The organism is Paenibacillus donghaensis, assembly GCF_002192415.1.
Classification (GTDB): domain Bacteria; phylum Bacillota; class Bacilli; order Paenibacillales; family Paenibacillaceae; genus Paenibacillus_AQ; species Paenibacillus_AQ donghaensis.
Map to the genome: position 1 here is coordinate 7,437,049 of NZ_CP021780.1, position 18,906 is coordinate 7,455,954.

15 protein-coding genes are annotated in these 18,906 nt (G+C 52.4%); 13 read left to right on the plus strand and 2 right to left on the minus strand.

Translation table 11 applies throughout. From position 1 onward, the window contains the following. The first annotated feature begins 3 nt into the window (after positions 1 to 3). The 12 genes from B9T62_RS33700 (at position 4) to B9T62_RS33755 (ending at position 12,609) form a co-directional block, all read left to right on the plus strand. Positions 4 to 579 (plus strand): TerD family protein, encoded by a 576-nt coding sequence (locus tag B9T62_RS33700; RefSeq protein WP_087919239.1) that lies wholly within the window; start codon positions 4 to 6, stop codon positions 577 to 579. 53 nt (positions 580 to 632) lie between these two features. Beyond that, positions 633 to 1,214 (plus strand): TerD family protein, encoded by a 582-nt coding sequence (locus tag B9T62_RS33705; RefSeq protein WP_087919240.1) that lies wholly within the window; start codon positions 633 to 635, stop codon positions 1,212 to 1,214. A 244-nt stretch (positions 1,215 to 1,458) separates the two neighbouring features. Then, positions 1,459 to 2,757 carry a TerD family protein gene (locus B9T62_RS33710; RefSeq protein WP_087919241.1) on the plus strand — a complete coding sequence of 433 codons (1,299 nt, stop codon included), beginning with the start codon at positions 1,459 to 1,461 and terminating at the stop codon, positions 2,755 to 2,757. Between the two features lie 26 nt (positions 2,758 to 2,783). Continuing rightward, a complete protein-coding gene (locus B9T62_RS33715; protein ID WP_087919242.1) occupies positions 2,784 to 3,524 on the plus strand; it encodes a TerC family protein in 741 nt (246 codons plus the stop codon). A 222-nt stretch (positions 3,525 to 3,746) separates the two neighbouring features. Beyond that, positions 3,747 to 4,955: an HpcH/HpaI aldolase/citrate lyase family protein gene (locus tag B9T62_RS33720; RefSeq protein WP_087919243.1), complete on the plus strand. Its 1,209-nt coding sequence runs from the start codon at positions 3,747 to 3,749 to the stop codon at positions 4,953 to 4,955. A 76-nt stretch (positions 4,956 to 5,031) separates the two neighbouring features. Continuing rightward, positions 5,032 to 6,336, plus strand: coding sequence for a phosphoribosyltransferase family protein (locus B9T62_RS33725; RefSeq protein ID WP_087920530.1), 1,305 nt, complete (start codon positions 5,032 to 5,034; stop codon positions 6,334 to 6,336). Next, positions 6,323 to 7,477: a cysteine protease StiP family protein gene (locus B9T62_RS33730; protein ID WP_087919244.1), complete on the plus strand. Its 1,155-nt coding sequence runs from the start codon at positions 6,323 to 6,325 to the stop codon at positions 7,475 to 7,477. Before B9T62_RS33725 ends, B9T62_RS33730 begins: the two co-directional genes overlap by 14 nt. Continuing rightward, entirely contained in the window at positions 7,474 to 8,310 is an 837-nt protein-coding gene (locus B9T62_RS33735) for an HAD family hydrolase (protein WP_087919245.1), read from the plus strand. Before B9T62_RS33730 ends, B9T62_RS33735 begins: the two co-directional genes overlap by 4 nt. Continuing rightward, positions 8,307 to 9,362, plus strand: a complete 1,056-nt coding sequence (locus B9T62_RS33740; RefSeq protein ID WP_087919246.1) for an ATP-grasp domain-containing protein — start codon at positions 8,307 to 8,309, stop codon at positions 9,360 to 9,362. The genes B9T62_RS33735 and B9T62_RS33740 overlap by 4 nt, the downstream gene beginning before the upstream one ends. A gap of 34 nt (positions 9,363 to 9,396) precedes the next feature. Continuing rightward, positions 9,397 to 10,116 carry a hypothetical protein gene (locus B9T62_RS33745; RefSeq protein ID WP_087920531.1) on the plus strand — a complete coding sequence of 240 codons (720 nt, stop codon included), beginning with the start codon at positions 9,397 to 9,399 and terminating at the stop codon, positions 10,114 to 10,116. An 11-nt stretch (positions 10,117 to 10,127) separates the two neighbouring features. Further along, positions 10,128 to 11,225 carry a toxic anion resistance protein gene (locus B9T62_RS33750; RefSeq protein ID WP_087919247.1) on the plus strand — a complete coding sequence of 366 codons (1,098 nt, stop codon included), beginning with the start codon at positions 10,128 to 10,130 and terminating at the stop codon, positions 11,223 to 11,225. A gap of 595 nt (positions 11,226 to 11,820) precedes the next feature. Beyond that, entirely contained in the window at positions 11,821 to 12,609 is a 789-nt protein-coding gene (locus B9T62_RS33755; protein ID WP_087919248.1) for a formate/nitrite transporter family protein, read from the plus strand. A gap of 163 nt (positions 12,610 to 12,772) precedes the next feature. Here the strand turns inward: B9T62_RS33755 and B9T62_RS33760 are convergent, their stop codons facing one another. Next, positions 12,773 to 15,061: a TPM domain-containing protein gene (locus B9T62_RS33760; RefSeq protein ID WP_157794113.1), complete on the minus strand. Its 2,289-nt coding sequence runs from the start codon at positions 15,059 to 15,061 to the stop codon at positions 12,773 to 12,775. 171 nt (positions 15,062 to 15,232) lie between these two features. Continuing rightward, complete coding sequence (locus B9T62_RS40080) at positions 15,233 to 15,376, minus strand: hypothetical protein (protein ID WP_169834472.1); 144 nt, start codon at positions 15,374 to 15,376, stop codon at positions 15,233 to 15,235. A 301-nt stretch (positions 15,377 to 15,677) separates the two neighbouring features. On the opposite strand from B9T62_RS40080, the gene B9T62_RS33765 reads away from it, so the two are divergent. After that, positions 15,678 to 18,809, plus strand: coding sequence for an EAL domain-containing protein (locus B9T62_RS33765; RefSeq protein ID WP_087919250.1), 3,132 nt, complete (start codon positions 15,678 to 15,680; stop codon positions 18,807 to 18,809). Positions 18,810 to 18,906: the final 97 nt, after the last annotated feature.

Below are 18,906 nucleotides of genomic sequence, written 5' to 3' on the forward strand. Positions count from 1 at the left end.
CTCATGGCTATCAACTTATCTAAAGGTCAAAAGATCGATTTAACCAAAACCAATCCAGGGCTCTCTAAAATCACGGTAGGTCTCGGCTGGGATACCAATAAATACGACGGCGGCAAGGATTTCGATCTGGACTGCTCCGTATTCCTGACGGATACCAACAACAAGGTTACTAAAGAGAGTAATTTCATCTTCTTCAACAACAAGCAGAATGAGAATGCTTCTGTTGTCCACACCGGCGACAACCGTACAGGCGAAGGCGACGGCGACGATGAGCAGATCCAGGTTGACCTTCTGAACGTACCTGCGGATGTGGATAAGATTGCTTTTACCATCACCATCTATGAAGCAGAAGCAAGAAGCCAGAACTTCGGACAGGTCTCCCGTTCTTATGTACGTATCGTAAATGATGCCAACAGCGAAGAGCTGATCCGTTTCGACCTGGGCGAAGATTTCTCCGTGGAAACCGGAGTTGTAGTAGGTGAATTGTACCGTAATGGTGCAGAATGGAAATTCAACGCAATCGGCAGCGGCTACAAAGATGGTTTGACTGGCTTGACCCGCGACTACGGACTGAACTAATTCTGTAAGCGGGGCTTTCCAGATAATTCACTTATGAAAGAGGGTTATGATCAGTGACGATTAGTCTTTCCAAAGGACAGCGGATTGATTTGACCAAGACAAATCCTGGTCTGACAAAAGTAATGGTAGGATTAGGTTGGGATACCAACAAATACAGCGGAGGTCAAGATTTCGACCTCGATGCTTCGGCATTCCTGCTGTATGAGGACGGCAAGGCCAAAGGGGCCGACGACTTCGTGTTCTACAATAACCCTAACGGCGGAGCTGGTTCCGTTGTTCACACCGGCGATAACCGTACAGGTGAAGGCGACGGGGATGATGAGCAGATTGAAGTTGATTTCAGCAAGGTTCCTGCCCATATCCAGCGTATCGGCATCACCGTAACGATCTATGATTATGAATCCCGCGCACAGAACTTTGGACAAGTCTCCAATGCGTTTGTTCGTGTGGTGGATGCTTCCAGCAACCGGGAAGTGCTGCGCTTTGATCTTGGCGAAGATTTCTCCACAGAAACAGCTGTAGTCTTCTGTGAGTTCTACCGTCATGGTGCGGATTGGAAGTTCCAGGCGATCGGCAGCGGGTTCGCAGGCGGCCTAAGCGCTCTGACCAAGAATTATGGACTGGACGCGCAATAACATCCTGTGGGCGGGGTCATACCGATCCTGCCCTTTTTCTAATTTTTTTCAGGATGCATCAACTCCACTCAGAGTATGTCTTCACACCCAAGTGGCCGGAAAGCTGGATAGGTAAAGCGGGGAACATTAGAGAAATGCTTCCCTCAAATCCCCGCTTCAACCTGTCTTGCCCTCCGTATCATCGGGTTTGAAGACACCTCCTAGGTGGGGTTATTTTACTCCATGGGCAAAGGTGGCGTAGGGCATGGCTGTTGAAGTAGTTAAAGGACAAAAAGCTGATCTTACCAAGGGCAACCCCGGGCTAAGCGAGCTGGTCATAGAGATTGCCTGGCAATCACCGGCCGCGCTGGAGATTGATACCTCGGCATTTCTGCTGGGGGAAGGCGGCAAAGTCGGCAGGGATGAGGATCTGATATTCTATAATAATCCTACGGCGCCTTATATTCGGTATAAGGATGTTCCCGGGGCCAGCGGACTCAAGAGATTCGAAGTTGAACTGGCTGCCATCCCGGCAGGCATTGCGAAGATTGCTTTCACGCTCACTATATATGACGGCGAGAAGCGTGGCCAGAGCTTCGGGCAGGTGAATGAAGCGAATTTCCGCATCCTCAATCAGAAGACAGGCTCGGAGCTGCTGCGCTGTAATCTTGGAAATCAATTCTCGGTTGAAACCGCCGTTGTGGTTGGAGAATTATATAGATATGGTGCCGAATGGAAGTTTAGTGCGGTGGCTGCAGGCTTCGCGGGCGGACTTAACGAGCTGTGCAGGAATTTCGGGATAGAGGTAGAGGATACCCCGGCTCCGCCGGTTCCCTCAGTTCCCCCAGCTCCACCTGTGCCGTCGGCTCCGCCGCCGGTACTGAAGCCACGGCCGCCAGTTCCTCCTGCGCCGAGCCCGCCCGCCGCTCCCCCGGCACCTCCTGCTCCTTCTCTGGGTGCGAATCTGAACCTGCAGAAGATCGAGCTGAAGAAAAAGGGCGATTCGATTAATCTCAAGAAATCCGCCGGGGGTCTCGGTGAACTGCTGATCAACCTGAACTGGAATCAGAAGCAGGGCGGAGGATTATTCAGCCGCAAGAGTGGCGTAGATTTGGACCTGGCCTGCCTGTTCGAGCTTAAGGATGGCAGCAAAGGGGTCGTTCAGGCGCTGGGCAACGCTTTTGGCTCGATGAATCAACCGCCCTATATGATGCTTGATGGCGACGATCGTACCGGATCGGTGACTACTGGTGAGAACCTGCGGATCAACGGGGCTAAGGTAGCCAATATCGAACGTATTTTGATCTTTGCTTTTATTTATAAGGGAGTCACCAACTGGTCTGAAGCGGATGGTGTAGTCACAATTAAGCAGAGCGGCGGACCGGACATTATTGTCAATATGGACGAGCATAACAACCGCAAGGGCATGTGTGCGATTGCGCTGTTCCGTAACGTGAATAACGAAACCTTTAGTATAGAACGGCTTGTGCAATATTACAGCGGACATCGAGAGATGGACCAGGCCTACAATTGGGGCCTGCGCTGGGTAGCGGGCAATAAATAATCGATTTTAGCGGAGGCGCAAGGGCAATGGATTGGTTCGCTGATTTATTTAGGAGTATTAGCGAGAATTATGGGCATTTTTTCTCATGGAGTGATGTGGTTGGAACACTCTCTGACCCCGTCAGCTGGGGCATTATCGGAAGTCTGATTCTGCTGGAAGGGCTGCTGTCTGCGGATAACGCACTGGTGCTTGCCGTTATGGTTCGGCATCTGCCGAAGGAGCAGCAGAAAAAAGCGCTTTTCTACGGAATCCTCGGGGCTTATATCTTCAGATTCCTGGCGATTGGTCTCGGAACGTTCCTGATAAAGTTTACGCTGGTTAAGGTTCTCGGGGCACTTTATCTCTTTTATATCGCTTACAAAGGACTTTTCAAGGGTAGTGCCGAAGAACAGAGGGAGAACAAGGGAACCTCTTTTTGGAAAACTGTACTCCTTGTTGAATTAATGGATATTGCATTCAGTATTGACAGCGTAATTGCCGCGTTCGGACTCAGTGACCAGGTGTGGGTATTGTTCCTGGGCGGGATTCTCGGCGTGCTGATGATGCGCGGAGTGGCTCAGGTCTTCCTGAAGCTGATTGACCGTTTCCCTGAGCTGGAGCAGGCAGCCTTTCTGCTGATTGCTATTATTGCCGGCAAGATGCTTGCAGGCGCCTTCGGATTTGAATTATCCCATGCTATTTTCTTCACGATTCTTATTGCTGTGTTCGTGGGGACCATTCTATACAGCTCTGCACGCAAGAAGAAAGAAGCCAACCGTAAAGCCTAAGCAAGAGAGCAGTTGTACCCCAAAGGACGGCTGTTTCGGGGATACAACAGGGCAGCCATTTCTTCTCCAGGGTAACCGTATATATTTAAGCGTGGCCTTTGCTTGTAGTCAAGCGAGCCGGATGCCGTCCCCGACAGGACGGCATCGCTGGTTCTGCTGCTGATATGAAATAAGGCTCATGTAAGTTTTGCCGGCTTCGCAAAACGATAAGGGGGAAGAGCCTTGAGATACTTTGATTATCTGACGAAAGAACAAGAAACGTCCTTATTCCACGCTCCGCCGATATCCTTTGACCATACCATTGGCAAGGATTTACTGGCTTATGCCGTCGGCGCTGCCCTCTATATGCCGGCTACCCGCCCTACAGTTGCAGAAGATATCCTGAAGCTGAAGAGCTCAGGACTAATGACTGTCATCATTGATTTGGAGGATGCGATTGGAGACAATGAGGTCGAACAAGGCGAGCATTCCCTTATCCGCCATCTGTCTTACCTGGCCGCTTATGCAGACACTCGGGCTGATGGTGAGCAGAGCCTGCCGCTCCTATTCGTTCGTGTCCGCAATCCAGACCAGCTGCGGCAGCTGGTGTTTCAACTCGGTTCGTTAATTACCTTGCTGACCGGGTTCGTATTCCCTAAATTCTCGGTAGACAACGGTGTGGAGTATTTTGAGATAGTTGCCGATTATAACAGCTCGCGCAGCTATGATGCACCTGTGCTGTACGGCATGCCGATTCTGGAGAGCGCACCGATTATCTACCGGGAGAGCCGGATGGACACCTTGCTTGCCATCCGCAGCCTGCTGAGCAATTACCGTGAATATGTGCTGAATGTCAGAATTGGGGCTACGGATTTCTCCAGCCTGTTCGGACTGCGCCGCAGCCCGGATATCAGCATCTATGACCTGACCCCGATCCGCGACTGCATGTCCGATATCATCAATGTATTCGGGCGGGTGGAGGAGGGGTATGTTATCTCCGGTCCGGTCTGGGAATACTTTGCGAATAAAGGCCATCGGGTGCTCCGGCCACAGCTGCGGGAGACTCCCTTTGAGGATACGTATGGTAAGAACGGCCGCAATCTGCGCAACCGTTATATTTCCAGCAGCATGGATGGGTTGATCCATGAGGTTATCCTGGATAAAGAGAACGGAATCGTAGGTAAAACCATTATCCATCCCTCGCATTTAAGACCTGTACAGGCGATGTATACCGTGATGCATGAGGAATATGTCGACGCGTTAAGCATCGTAGAGAGCAATAACGGCAACCGAGGGGTATTCAAGAGCGAATATTACAACAAGATGAATGAAATCAAGCCGCATTTGAACTGGGCGAAACGTATTCTTTTACGATCTCAAATATACGGGGTGTTACATGAACAACAGCATTTTGTCGGATTATTACCCGAGAACGAATATACACACGTATAACATCGTCGAGAACCTTCAGGTTACTGTAACCGAAACTTCCAATCCTTTTCACATCCCGGTCGATGCCCTGTTCTCCATGGCTGCCCGGATTAATATCAAACGTTCGTTCCTGTTTGTGAGCAAAGTGCTGGGCAAACATATTCCGGTTAATCCGTATACCCCGCTGCTCAGCGGAGCGGCGCTGGGTCTGCTGCTCTACCGGGAGCTGAATGCCGGTGCAGCGGATGCGGAGCTGCTGGAGCCGCTGATGGCCCAGGCAGTTCATGGACTGCTTCATCCCGAAGCCGCCCAAGAAGCGTATCAGGCATTGGCCGCCGCGCAGCTGGTGCTGCCAGAGCCGGTGCTTTTTATCGGCTTTGCTGAGACGGCAACGGCTTTGGGGCACAGTATGTACAACATTTTTGCCGGGAATGCAGCATATATTCATACTACCCGTGAGGATATTCCTGAACTGGAGTCGGTGATCAGCTTCGAGGAGGAGCACTCCCATGCAGTGGATCATCTCTGCTATGCGCTGAAGCCAGAGCTGTTGTCCGGCAAGGAGCCGGTCATTCTGGTGGATGACGAGATTACTACCGGCAACACAGCGATCAATACAATCCGTGACATCCACTCCAAATTCCCGCGTGAGGAATATGTAGTAGCTTCTATTCTGGACTGGCGCAGTGGCAGCAACCTGGATACCTACAGCCAGCTGGAGCAGGAGCTGGGCATCCGTATCCGTTCTTTATGCCTGCTGCAGGGCAGTATTGAAGTGAAAGGAACGCCTGATTTGGGGAGCGGCGGTTATACTGAACCGGCTGCGCCTGCAGCGGAAGCCCCTCTAATCACTACCTATGTTCAAGATGGTCTGGAGCGCCTTAAGGTGTGCTCCAAGGACTCCACCGGAGAGCGCAATCTTGCTCCTTATCTGAAGTACAGCGGACGTTTCGGATTGGTTTGTCAGGACAATGGCGAATTGGACCGGGGCGTATCCAGCGTTGCGGCTCAGCTGAGTGCACTGCGCGAGGGAGCGAAGGCGCTGGTTATGGGCGTAGGCGAGTTTATGTATCTGCCGATGCGGATCGCTGCTGAGATGGGGGCAGGGGTGTCTTATCAATCCTCCACCCGCAGCCCGATTCATCCGGACCGCCGCGAGGATTATGGCGTTCACAGTGCTGAGCCGCATCCGTCAGCCGGTGATCCGGGGATTATGAATTACATCTACAACATCGACCCGGGCCAGTATGATGATATATTCGTGCTGATTGAACGCGAAGTGCCGGCCGGCCGGATTCAGCCGCTGACAGCTATTCTGCAGAGGCTGGCCCGTCACAAGGTGCATCTGATTGTGCTGACCCCTAATCTTATGGAAGGAGGTCCTGCACATGAACAAGCTTAATAATGAGGCATTGATGAATATAAGCATTACTCCGCCAGTCCCGCTGGGCAGCTACCCGGCTGAGGATGTAACCTTCCTGCTGAAGGATCTCAGCAATGTGTCCTTGGAGCGGGCGACGGCGGAACGGGAAGAGGCTATCCAATCCGGTGTGCATTATTCGGAGATGCTTCCTGTGGAGTATCAGCCGACAGAGCAATATATTGACTTATTCCACGAAACGCTTGGGCAGTCTGCGGAGAAGGTGGCACTGGCAGTTGCGGTTGTTTCCGAACTGATCGTTGCCAAGCGGGGTCTGGAGAAGGTGGTGCTGGTCTCGCTGGCGCGTGCCGGTACACCGATTGGCGTGCTGATCAAACGTTATATCAGCTATAAATATGCAGTAGATCTGCCGCATTACAGCATCTCAATTATCCGGGGCAAGGGGATCGACGTTAACGCCGTCATCTACATGCTGCAGCAGCATGGGCTGGATGCCGACCTGCAGTTTATTGACGGCTGGACTGGCAAGGGTGCGATCCGCCAGGTGCTAATTGAAGCCTGTGAGAGCTTCAACAACAAATATGGCATCCGGCTGAATGACGATCTGGCTGTTCTGGCTGATCCGGGCTACTGCTCCGGTACATTCGGAACCCGGGAGGATTATCTGATCCCCAGCGCCTGTCTGAATTCGACAGTATCCGGCTTGATGAGCCGGACAGTACTGCGGGACGATCTGATCGGACCGGACGACTTCCATGGGGCCAAGTTCTATCAGGAGTGGCTGGATACGGATGTATCCAATGTGTTCATTGATGCGGTCTGTGCTTATTTCGATACGGCAGCCGAAGATGGGCAGCCTGCAGCTGAGGTGATGCTGCAAGCGCCACCTGAGATTACTTGGGCAGGCCTGCGCGATATCAAGAGCATTCAGGAGCAGTTCGGCATCGACAACATTAATCTGGTCAAGCCTGGCGTCGGAGAGACCACACGTGTGCTGCTGCGCCGAGTACCATGGAAAATTCTTGTCGATACTATGGATAATCCCAATCTGCGCCATATTCTGCTGTTGGCCGAGGATCGGGGGGTACCGGTGGAGGTATTCCCGGGACTGACGTACTCCTGCTGCGGGATCATTAAGCCGCTGAAAGGGGAGACGGAATGATCTATGCCAGTGACCTTGACCGTACACTGATCTATTCACGCAGTGCCATCGGGGTTCCCGAGAATTCCCCTGGTCTTATACCGGCTGAGATCATTGATGGTGTTACTGTATCCTATATCTCGCAGCAGGCCCTGGAGCAGCTGCAGGAGCTTGTCGCGGCCAGTCTGGTGTTTATGCCGGTAACGACCCGTACCATCCAGCAATACAAGCGGATCAATCTGTTTCAGGAGACAATTATTCCTGATTATGCGATTACCAGCAATGGAGGCAACATTCTGATTGGCGGTGTGGTGGACCAGGAATGGAGGTCGGCAGTTGGCAGCTTGGTAGCAAGCGGCTCTGCCCCGGCAGCGGAGATTGTGGAGCTGGTAAGGTCTGTGGTTCGGGAGGAATGGCTGATCAGCGAGCGGTATTGCGACGAATTATTTTATACATTTGTGGTCTACCGTGATCTTCTGCCGATGGATGAGATAACCCACATGGCCGACAGGCTGGCCACTCTGGGCTGGAAGGTGTCGCTGCAGGGTCGCAAGCTCTACGTCGTGCCGGTGGCTGTCAACAAGAGCGATGCCATTCTTCATGTGCGCCGGACGGTCCGCTCAGAGCCAATGGTGGCCTCAGGCGATTCTCTGCTCGACAAAAGCCTGCTGGCCAGTGCCGACTATGCTATCGCACCCTGTCATGGAGAAATATTTGCCGAACAGCAGAGTGGTTTAGTAAAATCAAGTTATCCCTTCACGAAACAGTCGGGGGTATTTGCCGGGGATGAGATTCTGCAGTATGTACGCATGATTTATAATAACTTAACCGTGCTGGGAGTTGGGCCACAATGAAAAAGGTCAACATTTATTTCAATCGCTGGTTTTCCGTGGCTTTTCATTATATGAATCTCATCCGCAACAATGAGGACGGCATTCCGTTTCAGATTTTTGCCACCCATCCCGATATTCGCCATATGTCGCTCCAAGGGGCCGATGTGGCTGAGACCGAACCTGCGCTGCAGGGGATCGAATATGTTCAGTTCTGTGTGGAGTTCTGCCGCGCCCATGAAATTGATATCTTCATCCCCCGGCTGCATATGCTGGATATTGCGCTGCATGCGCAGCTGTTTGATGAGATAGAAACGAAGGTGCTGGTCTGCCGAGATTTGGATCTGCTGGAGACGATTATGGACAAGGGGAAATTCTATGAAAGCGTAAGCAGCAAAGGCCTTATGACTATTCCCGATTATCATGTGGTCAGCAACGTACAGCAGTTCAGAGCAGCCTATGAAGATCTGGTTGCCAGAGGGCACCGTGTCTGCTTCAAACCAACCGAAACCGAAGGTGGTCTTGGCTTCCGCATTATTGACAACGCCCGCAGTCCGCTGGAGGAATTGTTCGGGCATGTCACGCCGCTCATCTCATTCGAAGAGGCTAGCCGGATTCTGGGGAGCACGGAGAGCTTCCCCGACCTGATGGTGATGGAACTGCTCGAAGGGTATGAATACAGCATAGATTGTCTGGCGGACGAGCAGGGCAAGCTGTTGGCTGTAGTGCCCAGGCGTAAGGCAGGAGGCAGGCTGCGGCTGATGGAGCATATCCCCGAGCTGGAGAAGATTGCCGCCAGTGTGGCGGAGGCCTACCGGATTCCTTTTAATTACAACATTCAGATGAAATATAGCGGCAGTATTCCCAAGCTGTTGGAGATTAACCCACGAATGTCAGGCGGGTTGCATATCTCTTGTCTGTCGGGCATCAACTTTCCCTATTTGGCTGTCAAAAGCGCGCTCGGCGGTGAAGTGCAGCCGGCTGCGTTCGTCCATGATGTCTTGGCCAGTCATGTGGAACAGCCCTTGATTATGAGAATAGACGGGCAGTCCGTGGTCTCGGACCCCGTGAATTGAGCGCTTTGAAACCCGCTCCCAAGAGGTGAGGATCATTCAAGCTAAACTGAAAGTATTGTTGTATGCCGGCGCCGGGTATGCCGCCGCCGTATTAACCAGTCCCTTTCTGCCGGAGCTGCTCTCTCTGCTGCTGCCGGTTGCCGGGGCCGCCTATGGCCTGGTGGAAGCCAGTCTGAAGCGGCCCCGAACGAATCTGCCGGCTGAGGTGCTTCCTGCTGGACCGGCCCAGGAGACGGTACCCGCGCCTCCCCCGCTCCCGGAACAGAAGGCAGGTTCCAACAGCGGGGCCGCGAATACCGCCGCTTCGCCGAGTCCGGCCGCTGTACTTAACGGAGCCGCTGCGCCGCAGATCGGACCGGAATTTGCTCCAGTGGTGGAGTATTTGAGCATTCTGGAGGATATGATTATCTCCGAAGGGCAGAAGGATACCCTGGACAATGAGATTGTCGAGAAGTCCCTGGCGCTGTTCGCCAGACTGCAGCGCGTCATTCCGCTGCTGCAGGAGCTGAACAACGGCGAAATTAACCATACGGTCCGCAGATTGATTCTGAAGGATCTCAATGGTGTGATCAATCCGTTTCTGCGCCTTGGCGGTGAAGCCAAGACCCGGAACCGGAGAATGCTGCTGAACGGTCTGCGTGATGTCGATGCCAAAATCTCGGATATCGCTTCGACGATTGAGCATAAAGACTTGATGGAACTTCAGACAAAGGCGGAGCTGATTCACCAGCGTTACAGCAGCTCTGAACTATAGGAGGGAAGCCCATGTCCACTCAGTTGATCCAACTTAAGAAGGAAGACGAGCAGAAGGTAATTCAGGAGGCCTCCCAGCTGATCGAGCAGGTGGCCAAGACCGATACGGTCACTCTGGATTCGTTGATGGATGATATAGGCAAGCTTGGGGTCAAGACGCAAGAGAAAGCCGGTCAGACCCTGAAGCTGCTGGATCGTCCTGTCAATGACCTGATGTCAGGCAAGCGGGTCGAAGTGCCCAATATGATTATGAAGCTGCGCAATGAATGCGAGACGCTGCAGCAGAGCAAGAATGTCAGCTTGTTCGGCAAAATCATGCGCAAGAGCCCGTTGAAGAATTACGTCTACAAATATCAGTCGGTTAGGACGAATATTGACGCGATTATTACCGGCCTGCGCGATGGCAGGGATACGCTGGAGGAGAGCATCGTCAACATGCGCCAGCTGAAGCGCACCTCGATGGAGGAAATTTACAATCTCCAGACCAAAATTGCCTTCGGCAACAAGCTGAAGGAACTGTTCGAGGTGGAGATCGCCAAGCCGGAGAATGAATTCCGCAAAGCGCATCTGGAACGCGGCCTGCGCAAGGTAATGGTACGGATTCAGTCCATGACCGAGATGATTCTGCTCTATAATCAGGCGATTGCCGCTACGGATATCATCAACGACAACAATGACAAGCTGATTGATTCCGTCAATAATGCGATTGACAAAACCTCCAATCTTATCACCGTATCAGCGATGATTGCGATGTCGCTGGCCGATCAGGAGAATGTCATTTCCGCCGTGGAAGCAACCAACAAGACGATTGAAGACCAGTTCAAGGAGAACGCACGTCTGCTCCGCACCACTACGGAGAAGACTACCGAGCTGCTGGCCAAACCGTCCATGTCGCTGGAGTCGGTCAACCAGGCCATTGGTGATCTGCTGAGCGCGCTCGACACCTCGGAGCAGTCCAACCGTCGTATTATCGAGAGCTGCCAGGACTACACCTCCAAGATGACCACGATCAACACCCAACTAAGCAACCGCCTTGGATTGAATGAGGCTGAGCAGCAACCGGCACTGAAGCAAGGGTCGGACAGCGGATTAAGCAGCTTCCTGAACTGATTCGGGACAAGCCTGCAGCCGGTTCCCAAGTGTTACGAATGAAGCCTGGCCGGATTTTCCCGGCAGGCTTTTTGGAAATATAAGAAATTATATGTTCTACACTATTATTTATCCTTCTATTTTTCGCAGAAACGGATGCCTGAAAGCGATACGTAGGATCGCTGCTTCGGAAGCATACGCTTTTCAGAGGACGGCGAAGCCGTTTCTTCTTACGTCCCAGCAAACATATAACCCTATTCCCGCACATAAGTTGTCACTGGGGCATCTGTGGAGGAAAGAGAGGGTAGGCATATGATTCTGGGAGGTTTGATACTCGTGCTTATCATCGTAGCCAGCAGTGAGAAAGCAGAAGCGATCGCAGAACTGAATGAAGACAGGGAATAAGGCGGCTTCCTGTAGAACGTGAACTTAAGAATGTTATAAACGGAGTTGCCAAGAAGCCCTGTATATCAGGCGCCCCTGGCAACTCTATTGTTTTATTCTTAAGTTCATCATATATGGTTCAAGTAATTTCCAGTGGTTTATTGGGTATAATACCCCTGAAGCTGAAGAAGGCTTTTACCGCTGGAAAATACTGCAAACCACTGGAGGTCCTATGGAGAACGAAGCATTGCTGCAGGTTGAACGGTTAGCTCTGAAGAAGCAAAAGATCTACCGGCAAAGCGTTCTGCGCTATATTGCCAGAGCGATGCTCGCGAGTATGTTTATCGGATTTGGCGTTATTGTAGCCTTCAAGACCGGGAATTTCTTCTACATGGAGCAATCGCCGATGACGTACCCGATGGCTGCCATTACGTTTGGCGCAGCGATCATTCTGATCTCTTATGGGGGCGGCGACCTGTTCACGGGAGATACTTTTTATTACACGTACACGGCTCTGCGCCGAAAAATGCAATGGACCGAGGTAGTACGGATGTGGACGATGAGTTATATCGGCAATATTCTGGGTGCTGCGGCCTTTGCGCTGTTGATTTTTCTGACCGGACTGTTCTATGATTCCAATGTGAACGGCTTTCTGCTGAATGTGGTTGCCCACAAAATGGAGGCTCCGGCCATGGAGCTGTTCTTCCGGGCGATCCTCTGTAACTGGTTGGTGTGTCTGGCCTTTTTTGTCCCGATGTCAATGAAAGGGGACGGGGCGAAGATGTTCGCCATGGTCCTGTTCGTCTTCTGCTTCTTCATCTCAGGGTATGAGCACAGCATCGCCAACATGTGTACCTTTGCAATCGCGCTTGTACTGGATCATCCCGGGACGATCTCGTGGGGTGGCGTAGTCCACAATCTGGTGCCTGTTACTCTCGGCAATCTGATTGGCGGGGGCGTGCTGATGGGTGTAATGTATTATTATGTGAACAAACCTTTTCTGGATGAGGAGCCGCATTAAGCGGAAGCTCCGGCTTAAGTTCAGCTGCAGATGATTAAGGCGTACAACGACAAGAAGGTGTCCCGACTGCGGGGCACCTTTTTTGGCATTCTCCTTTCCTTAGCTCATCGCAAAAAAGACTTCCCCGGCCGAAGGTGCGGCCAGAGAAGTCTTTAAAATTAGGCTACCATTTCGAACCGCCGGAGGAACGCCCCGATTTGCCGCCTCCGCCGCCCCAGGAGGAACCGCCGGAGGATCGTCTACTGCTGCTGCCTCCCCAGGAGGAGCCGCCGGAAGAGCGGTTAGAGGAAGACGGCCCGGAGGACATCCGTTTGCGGGCCTGTGTTCTGCGCCGCTGCTCTGCCAGGCGGGCCAGCTCTGCCTGCCGCTCGGCTTCTTCCTGTTGGCGGACCAGGCGCCTCGCTTCTTCTTCGTAAGCAGTAATCCGCGAATCATAAGCTCGGCCTAGAGACTCCAGCTCATCGAGGTTGTACGGCCGCTGCGATAACCGCAACTCAAGCTCGCTGTACTCTGGCAGCAAGGATACGTCGAAGTGGCTGGATGCGGCCAGCCTTCTGCTGTGAAGCAGCTGCCAGGCTGCTTCCGTCCGGCCCTCTCCCCCGTTGAAGATCCGGTTGACCGTATTTAATCGCTCATCTAGTAAACTCAGGCCGTCGGCGACCTGCCCAAATTGTCTCCCCGCTTCTTCCTGCAATCTCATTAATTCATCCAGCCCGCTGCGGGCCTGGTCATATTCACCACGTTCATCACTGGTCCAGGTCTCAATCTGCGGCAGCTGCGCTGCCCCCTCGCGCAGGCGTGTACTCCACTCCTTCAGCAGCTCGTCCGTGCTGGCCACATGGCTTTCCGCGAACCGTTGACGTGCCTCCGCTATCCGGCCCTGCAGGCCGTCCCGCTGTTCCTTCAGACGGCTCCAGCCGCTGCGCACAGCTTCTACATCCCGGCGGTTATTCTTCCGCAGCAGCGCCTGCCCCTCGGTCATCGCCAGGGCTTCGTCCAGCAGAAGATCCATCTGGGCGCCGATTCTGCGCACCTCATCCATGTCTCCGGCTGCAAGCGGGGCCTTCATGGCGGCTGCCGCTGTATTGGCCTGCTCCAGCCTGTCATAAGGCTTAGCCTTCATGTTCTGCAGTGAATTCTGGGCAATGATTCCGCTGATCTTGGAGCGGGCTTCACCCAGTACAGCGGAGAACCGGTCCAGCTTGTCATCGTAAAGATCGACATCGGCCAGATCCTGCTCAATCTGATCCTGTTGCTTCTGGGCCTCCTGAAGAATCTCCTGGGCCGCAATCGGGTCGAACAGCTCCAGCTGATCAGCCCGCGAGGTGTCTTCGGTTAGCTCCTTAAGATCCTCCGCAATCTCTTGGAGCGGGAAGCCGGTCTCCTTCATCATGTTCTGGAATTGCCCGTCAAGCTCCGGTCCATCCTGCTTCAGCTCGGCAATTCGTTGCTTGACATTGCGGTCGGCTTCGGTGACCACCGCAATCTTCTTCTCCTCTTCTCCGATGGCAGAGGAGAAGGTGGCTTCAGTCTCGGTCAGCTGCCCGAGCGCCGCCTTCAGAGCGCGAAGCCTGAAGACGGCAGGCTGTGAGCTGCGGCCTTCGTTCTGCAGGGCTGCGAGCTGCACCAACTGGCTGGACAGCCTTCCGGAGATGCCCTCAACCATTTCTTCCGTCTTACCCTGTACGATGCCTTGAAACGGCTTCAGTAGCTCCAGCGCCTGATTGGCCCGCACCATCAGGCTGGCCAGCTGATCCTGAAGCCCGCTAAGCTGCTTGCGCAGCTTCAGTCCGGAGAGCAGCAGGAAGGCTGCGCCTAGCAGGAGAATTCCGCCCAGGATCGCCGCATAAGTCAGCGGGGAGAAGCCGGAATTGCCGCTGGCAGCAGGACTGCTTCCGCCTCCGCTGCCAGCCACGGCTCCTGTACTGCCGCTCCCTGCTGATCCGGGAAGACCTGCCCCCGCAGCCGCACTCCCGGCAATGGAATGAATCGATTGAATCACCGAGGTAATTCCTCCCGCGAAGTCGCCGTCCTGGGCATAGGGGATGAAATACGTATCCAGGAATTTCGTCGTGGCTGCACTTCCGGTGCTGCCTCCCTGGGCAGAGGACCAAGTATTCAGGGAAGCCTGAAACTTGTTGCTTACATTCAGCTCAATCTCCTGGTCCCCGGAGGAGATAAGCAGCAAGATATCGTTTGTAGCTAATTCCCAGTCTTTAATTACACGCTCCGCGTAATCTTTCGCCGCGAGATTACCGAGCGATTCCACAGTCAACACATGAACGGTTACCTGATCTCCGGCAGCAATGGCGACAACAGCGTCTGCTTCTGCAGAGGTAAGCAGTCCGGCTTCATCCGTAATCACTCCCTGCTGGGCGGGGACCCCCGCAGCGTAAACACCGGGAATCCACAACAGGCTGAACATTAATAACAAGGTTATATATCTCTTCAAGCTGGCACGCTCCGATCTGTTGGCTTTTGCTTCTTCTATATTATGCTGATCTTTATACTATAACATTAAACTTATCGCCGACTTCAGACACTTATGGGCAGGGCAACCCAAAAAAGAGGTATCCCGCAGCCGCCGAACAAGCGGGTGGGATACCTCTTATACTAAGATCTGTTACCTGGTCTGCAAACAAAGAATATATTGCAGCCTGGATTTAATCTCTTTTTGCCATTTTAAATCTCCAACCTTTACAGCAAGATTGAGCAGATCCAGGTAATCGTCAACCTGCAGAGTCGTCCGGGTAGTGGCAACATTCATCGGTATTCATTCTCCTTTAGGCTCAATTATAGTGAACAAACTGAATTGTAGTAGATTTCAATAATGATAATCATTATCAACCGTTAAAGCTATTATCCACATTTCCCGCTCAAAAAGCAATAAAAAGTTAAAAATTCTTATTTAAATTTGTGAATATTATTGAATAAGGATGTAACAGGCAGATGAATTTGCGTATTTTGTCGGGTTGAAAGCGCCTCTAGCAGGAAACCTACCATTTTTTGTCGAATACAGCTGGATGTAAGTCCATAGCTCCCCACTTGATTGAGAAGGAGAATTTGCGATGAAGCGGTGTAACCTCTTGCTTCTGATTAGTATACTGCTTATACTTGCACCCGCTTCTGCCGTTTATGCTGAAAGAGAGGACATCAGATATCAGGCGGAACTCGACTATCCTCCATATAAATATATCCACAATGGCTACCTTGCCGGCTTCGATATCGATTTGACCGAAATGATCTTCGAGAAAAAGGATTATCTGCTCGACTTCAGCACCGGCTCCTGGGAGTATGCATACGAGAAGCTGATTCAGGGGGAGATCGAGACTACAGGACTGATGGTCGTCAGTGAGGAGCGCAGTCAGGATGTCTTGTTCTCTCAGCCTGTGCTGGGCAGCTTCATCTCCGTCTACGCCAGAGAATCATTCAGGGATAAGGTGACCCTTGGCAACATGGGCAAATACAAGATTGGTGTAGGCAAGCAGCAATATGCCGAAACAATATTGAATAGCAAGGCCGGAGTTAAAGAATACATAGAATACCCCACTGTGCCTGAGGCGCTAGAGGCCCTTCAGAGCGGTGCAATCGATCTTTTGTTTGAGAACCAGGAGGTCGTGGATTATTTAATTGTGGAACGGGGTCTTACTGGCAAGATTGTCCGCAGAATAAGTGATCTCTACCCCAGAGATGTGGCTTACGGGATCAGTAAATCCTCCCCGGAGCTGGTTCCTTACATCAATGCAAGGCTTGAGCACCTGAAGCGCTCAGGGGCTTTTGAAGACCTGTATCAGCAGTATTTCTTCGTCCATTCGGAAGCCTACAATACCATGATCCGCAACCGGATCATCTCAGGTGCCGTAATCATCTTCTGCCTGCTGGTGTTCGGGGTTGTTGCGGTGCGAATGTATATTAAGCATCTGCGGCGTGCGATTCATTCTGAGCAGCAATTCCTGGGTGATGTTATTGAGCATAGCGGGATTCTGATCTGGGCGGTCAACACTGACAGTAGGATTACCCGCTTCAATAAATATGCCGAGACGCTGACGGGACTAAGAGAACGGGACGTGCTTGGAGAGAGCCTGGGCAGCCTTCAGCCGCTGAAGCCGAATGCCGAGCAGCTCCGGAAGCTGCTGGAACGTGCAGTCCTTCAGGATTATGCTGGCAATGTGGAGCTAAGGCTTCCGGATAACCATCCTAATGCACGTTACTTCTCCATCCGTACGACGCTGATCAAAGGCTTGGATGATCAGTCGGCCGATATTTATGTGCTTGTCGGCATGGATGTGGATGAGCGCAAGCAGAACGAACTGAAGCTGCAGTCCAGCTATGAAGAGCTGGAAGCCACCTATGAAGAGCTGGCTGCTACGGAAGTGGAGTTGCAGGATCAATTAGACAAGCTGCGGGTGAGCGAACGCCGGTTCCACCTGGCTTCTGAAGGCTCCGGGGCCTATATGTGGGAGCTGGACTGGGAAACAGGCTTGTATAAGCTCTCGGACCGCTGGTATGAGGTGATGGGCCACACCGAGGAGGAGATTAATTCTTTCGAAGGCGGAGTGCTCAGCATCATTCACCCGGATGATCAGGAATCCTCTCGTAATGCAAGGCAGCAGCATCTCACGGGAATAACCCCGATCTATGAGACGGAATACCGCATGCGGACGCGGGATAATGGTTATGTATGGTTTGAGGTAAGAGGCAAGGCGATTGTGGACCCAAGGGATAATATTCTGCTGTTTATCGGTTCGCTGATCGATATCAGCAAGCGCAAGCAGGTTGAATTCAAGCTGAACAACAGCTATCAGGAGCTGGAAGCCACCTATGAGCAGTTAACTGCTACCCAGCAGGAGCTGGTGGGACAATATGATGTGCTGCTGGAGAACCAGAAGAACATTCACCGCCTGGCTTATGTCGATTCGCTCAGCAATCTGCCCAACCGGCTGTCGCTGCTGGAAACCATGGAGAATTATTTGCAGAGGCCGGAAGGCAAGGCGGCACTGCTGTTCGTCGATACAGACAATTTCAAATATATCAATGATACCCTGGGCCACAAATCCGGTGATATCCTGATCCGCAAGGCCAGTGAGCGGCTGCAGTCGGTAGTCAGCGGGAATGAGCTGCTGTCACGGTTGGGCGGAGATGAATTTGTTATTTTTATCAAAGACATCACGGACCGCGAGTCTGTGCTGAACTTGGCGGATACCATTCTGGGGGCGTTCCGGCAATCCTTTCTAATCGGGGAGAGCAATCTGTATGTCTCGGTCAGTATCGGCATTTCCTTCTATCCCGAGGATGGAGAGAGCACGGAAGAAATTCTGAAGAACGCCGATGTGGCGATGTACCGTGCCAAAGAAGAAGGCAAGGGCACTTATGTGCTCTATGACAAGTCCATGCATACGGCATTTAATGAACGGATGAATATCGAGAAGCATCTGCGCGGTGCATTGGGTAATCAGGAGTTTGAGCTGCATTATCAGCCGCAGGTGGACATCCGCTCGGGGATGATCTCCGGATTCGAGGCGTTGATCCGCTGGAACAATCCGGTACTGGGATTCGTCTCGCCGCTGTCGTTCATCAAGGTTGCCGAGGATTCCAGATTGATTATTGATATCGGGGAATGGGTACTCCGGGAAGCCTGTCTGTTTATGAAGCAAGTCAATGAACGGATGCTCTATCCATACAAAATCTCAGTCAACATCTCGATCATTCAGATGCTTCAGGAGGACTTCACCGAGATGGTGCTGGACAGCCTGGCGGTTAGCGGACTGGTACCTAGCCTGCTGGAGCTGGAGATTACCGAGTCGGTCTTTATGAAGTCCTTCGGCAGCATTGTCAGCAAGCTGGAGTTCCTCAAATCGCAGGGGATTCGGATCGCACTCGATGATTTCGGAACCGGTTACTCCTCGCTCGGTTATCTGCAGCAGCTGCCGATCTCTACGCTGAAGATGGACAAGACTTTCATTGATTCCTTGTCGGAGAAGGATTACAGCCAGGCTTTCGTGCAGACCATCATTCAGTTGGGACATAATATGGGGCTGGAGGTTGTTGCAGAAGGCGTGGAAGACAGTGGCCAGCTGGCTTTTCTGAAGGAGTCGGGCTGTGATAAGGTGCAGGGGTATCTGGTCAGCAAGCCGCTGCCGGAATCCGGGGTGAACGTACTGCTTGCCCAGCGCAAGCAATATGGGTTTCCTGATATGTGAGTATGAGATGGATAATGAAAAAGGGGGTGTCCACATGCCGGATTGGCGTGCAGACAGCCCCTTTTTTTGAAATACAAACGGATGTCATCTCTTGCAG

Excerpts from the sequence above, each read along its gene's own strand:
- B9T62_RS33700 (WP_087919239.1), top strand. The coding sequence starts at position 4 with ATGGCTATCAACTTATCTAAAGGTCAAAAGATCGATTTAACCAAAACC.
- B9T62_RS33710 (WP_087919241.1), top strand. The coding sequence starts at position 1,459 with ATGGCTGTTGAAGTAGTTAAAGGACAAAAAGCTGATCTTACCAAGGGC.
- B9T62_RS33715 (WP_087919242.1), top strand. The coding sequence starts at position 2,784 with ATGGATTGGTTCGCTGATTTATTTAGGAGTATTAGCGAGAATTATGGG.
- B9T62_RS33725 (WP_087920530.1), top strand. The coding sequence starts at position 5,032 with ATGGCTGCCCGGATTAATATCAAACGTTCGTTCCTGTTTGTGAGCAAA.
- B9T62_RS33730 (WP_087919244.1), top strand. The coding sequence starts at position 6,323 with ATGAACAAGCTTAATAATGAGGCATTGATGAATATAAGCATTACTCCG.
- B9T62_RS33735 (WP_087919245.1), top strand. The coding sequence starts at position 7,474 with ATGATCTATGCCAGTGACCTTGACCGTACACTGATCTATTCACGCAGT.
- B9T62_RS33740 (WP_087919246.1), top strand. The coding sequence starts at position 8,307 with ATGAAAAAGGTCAACATTTATTTCAATCGCTGGTTTTCCGTGGCTTTT.
- B9T62_RS33750 (WP_087919247.1), top strand. The coding sequence starts at position 10,128 with ATGTCCACTCAGTTGATCCAACTTAAGAAGGAAGACGAGCAGAAGGTA.
- B9T62_RS33755 (WP_087919248.1), top strand. The coding sequence starts at position 11,821 with ATGGAGAACGAAGCATTGCTGCAGGTTGAACGGTTAGCTCTGAAGAAG.
- B9T62_RS40080 (WP_169834472.1), bottom strand. The coding sequence starts at position 15,376 with ATGAATGTTGCCACTACCCGGACGACTCTGCAGGTTGACGATTACCTG.
- B9T62_RS33765 (WP_087919250.1), top strand. The coding sequence starts at position 15,678 with ATGAAGCGGTGTAACCTCTTGCTTCTGATTAGTATACTGCTTATACTT.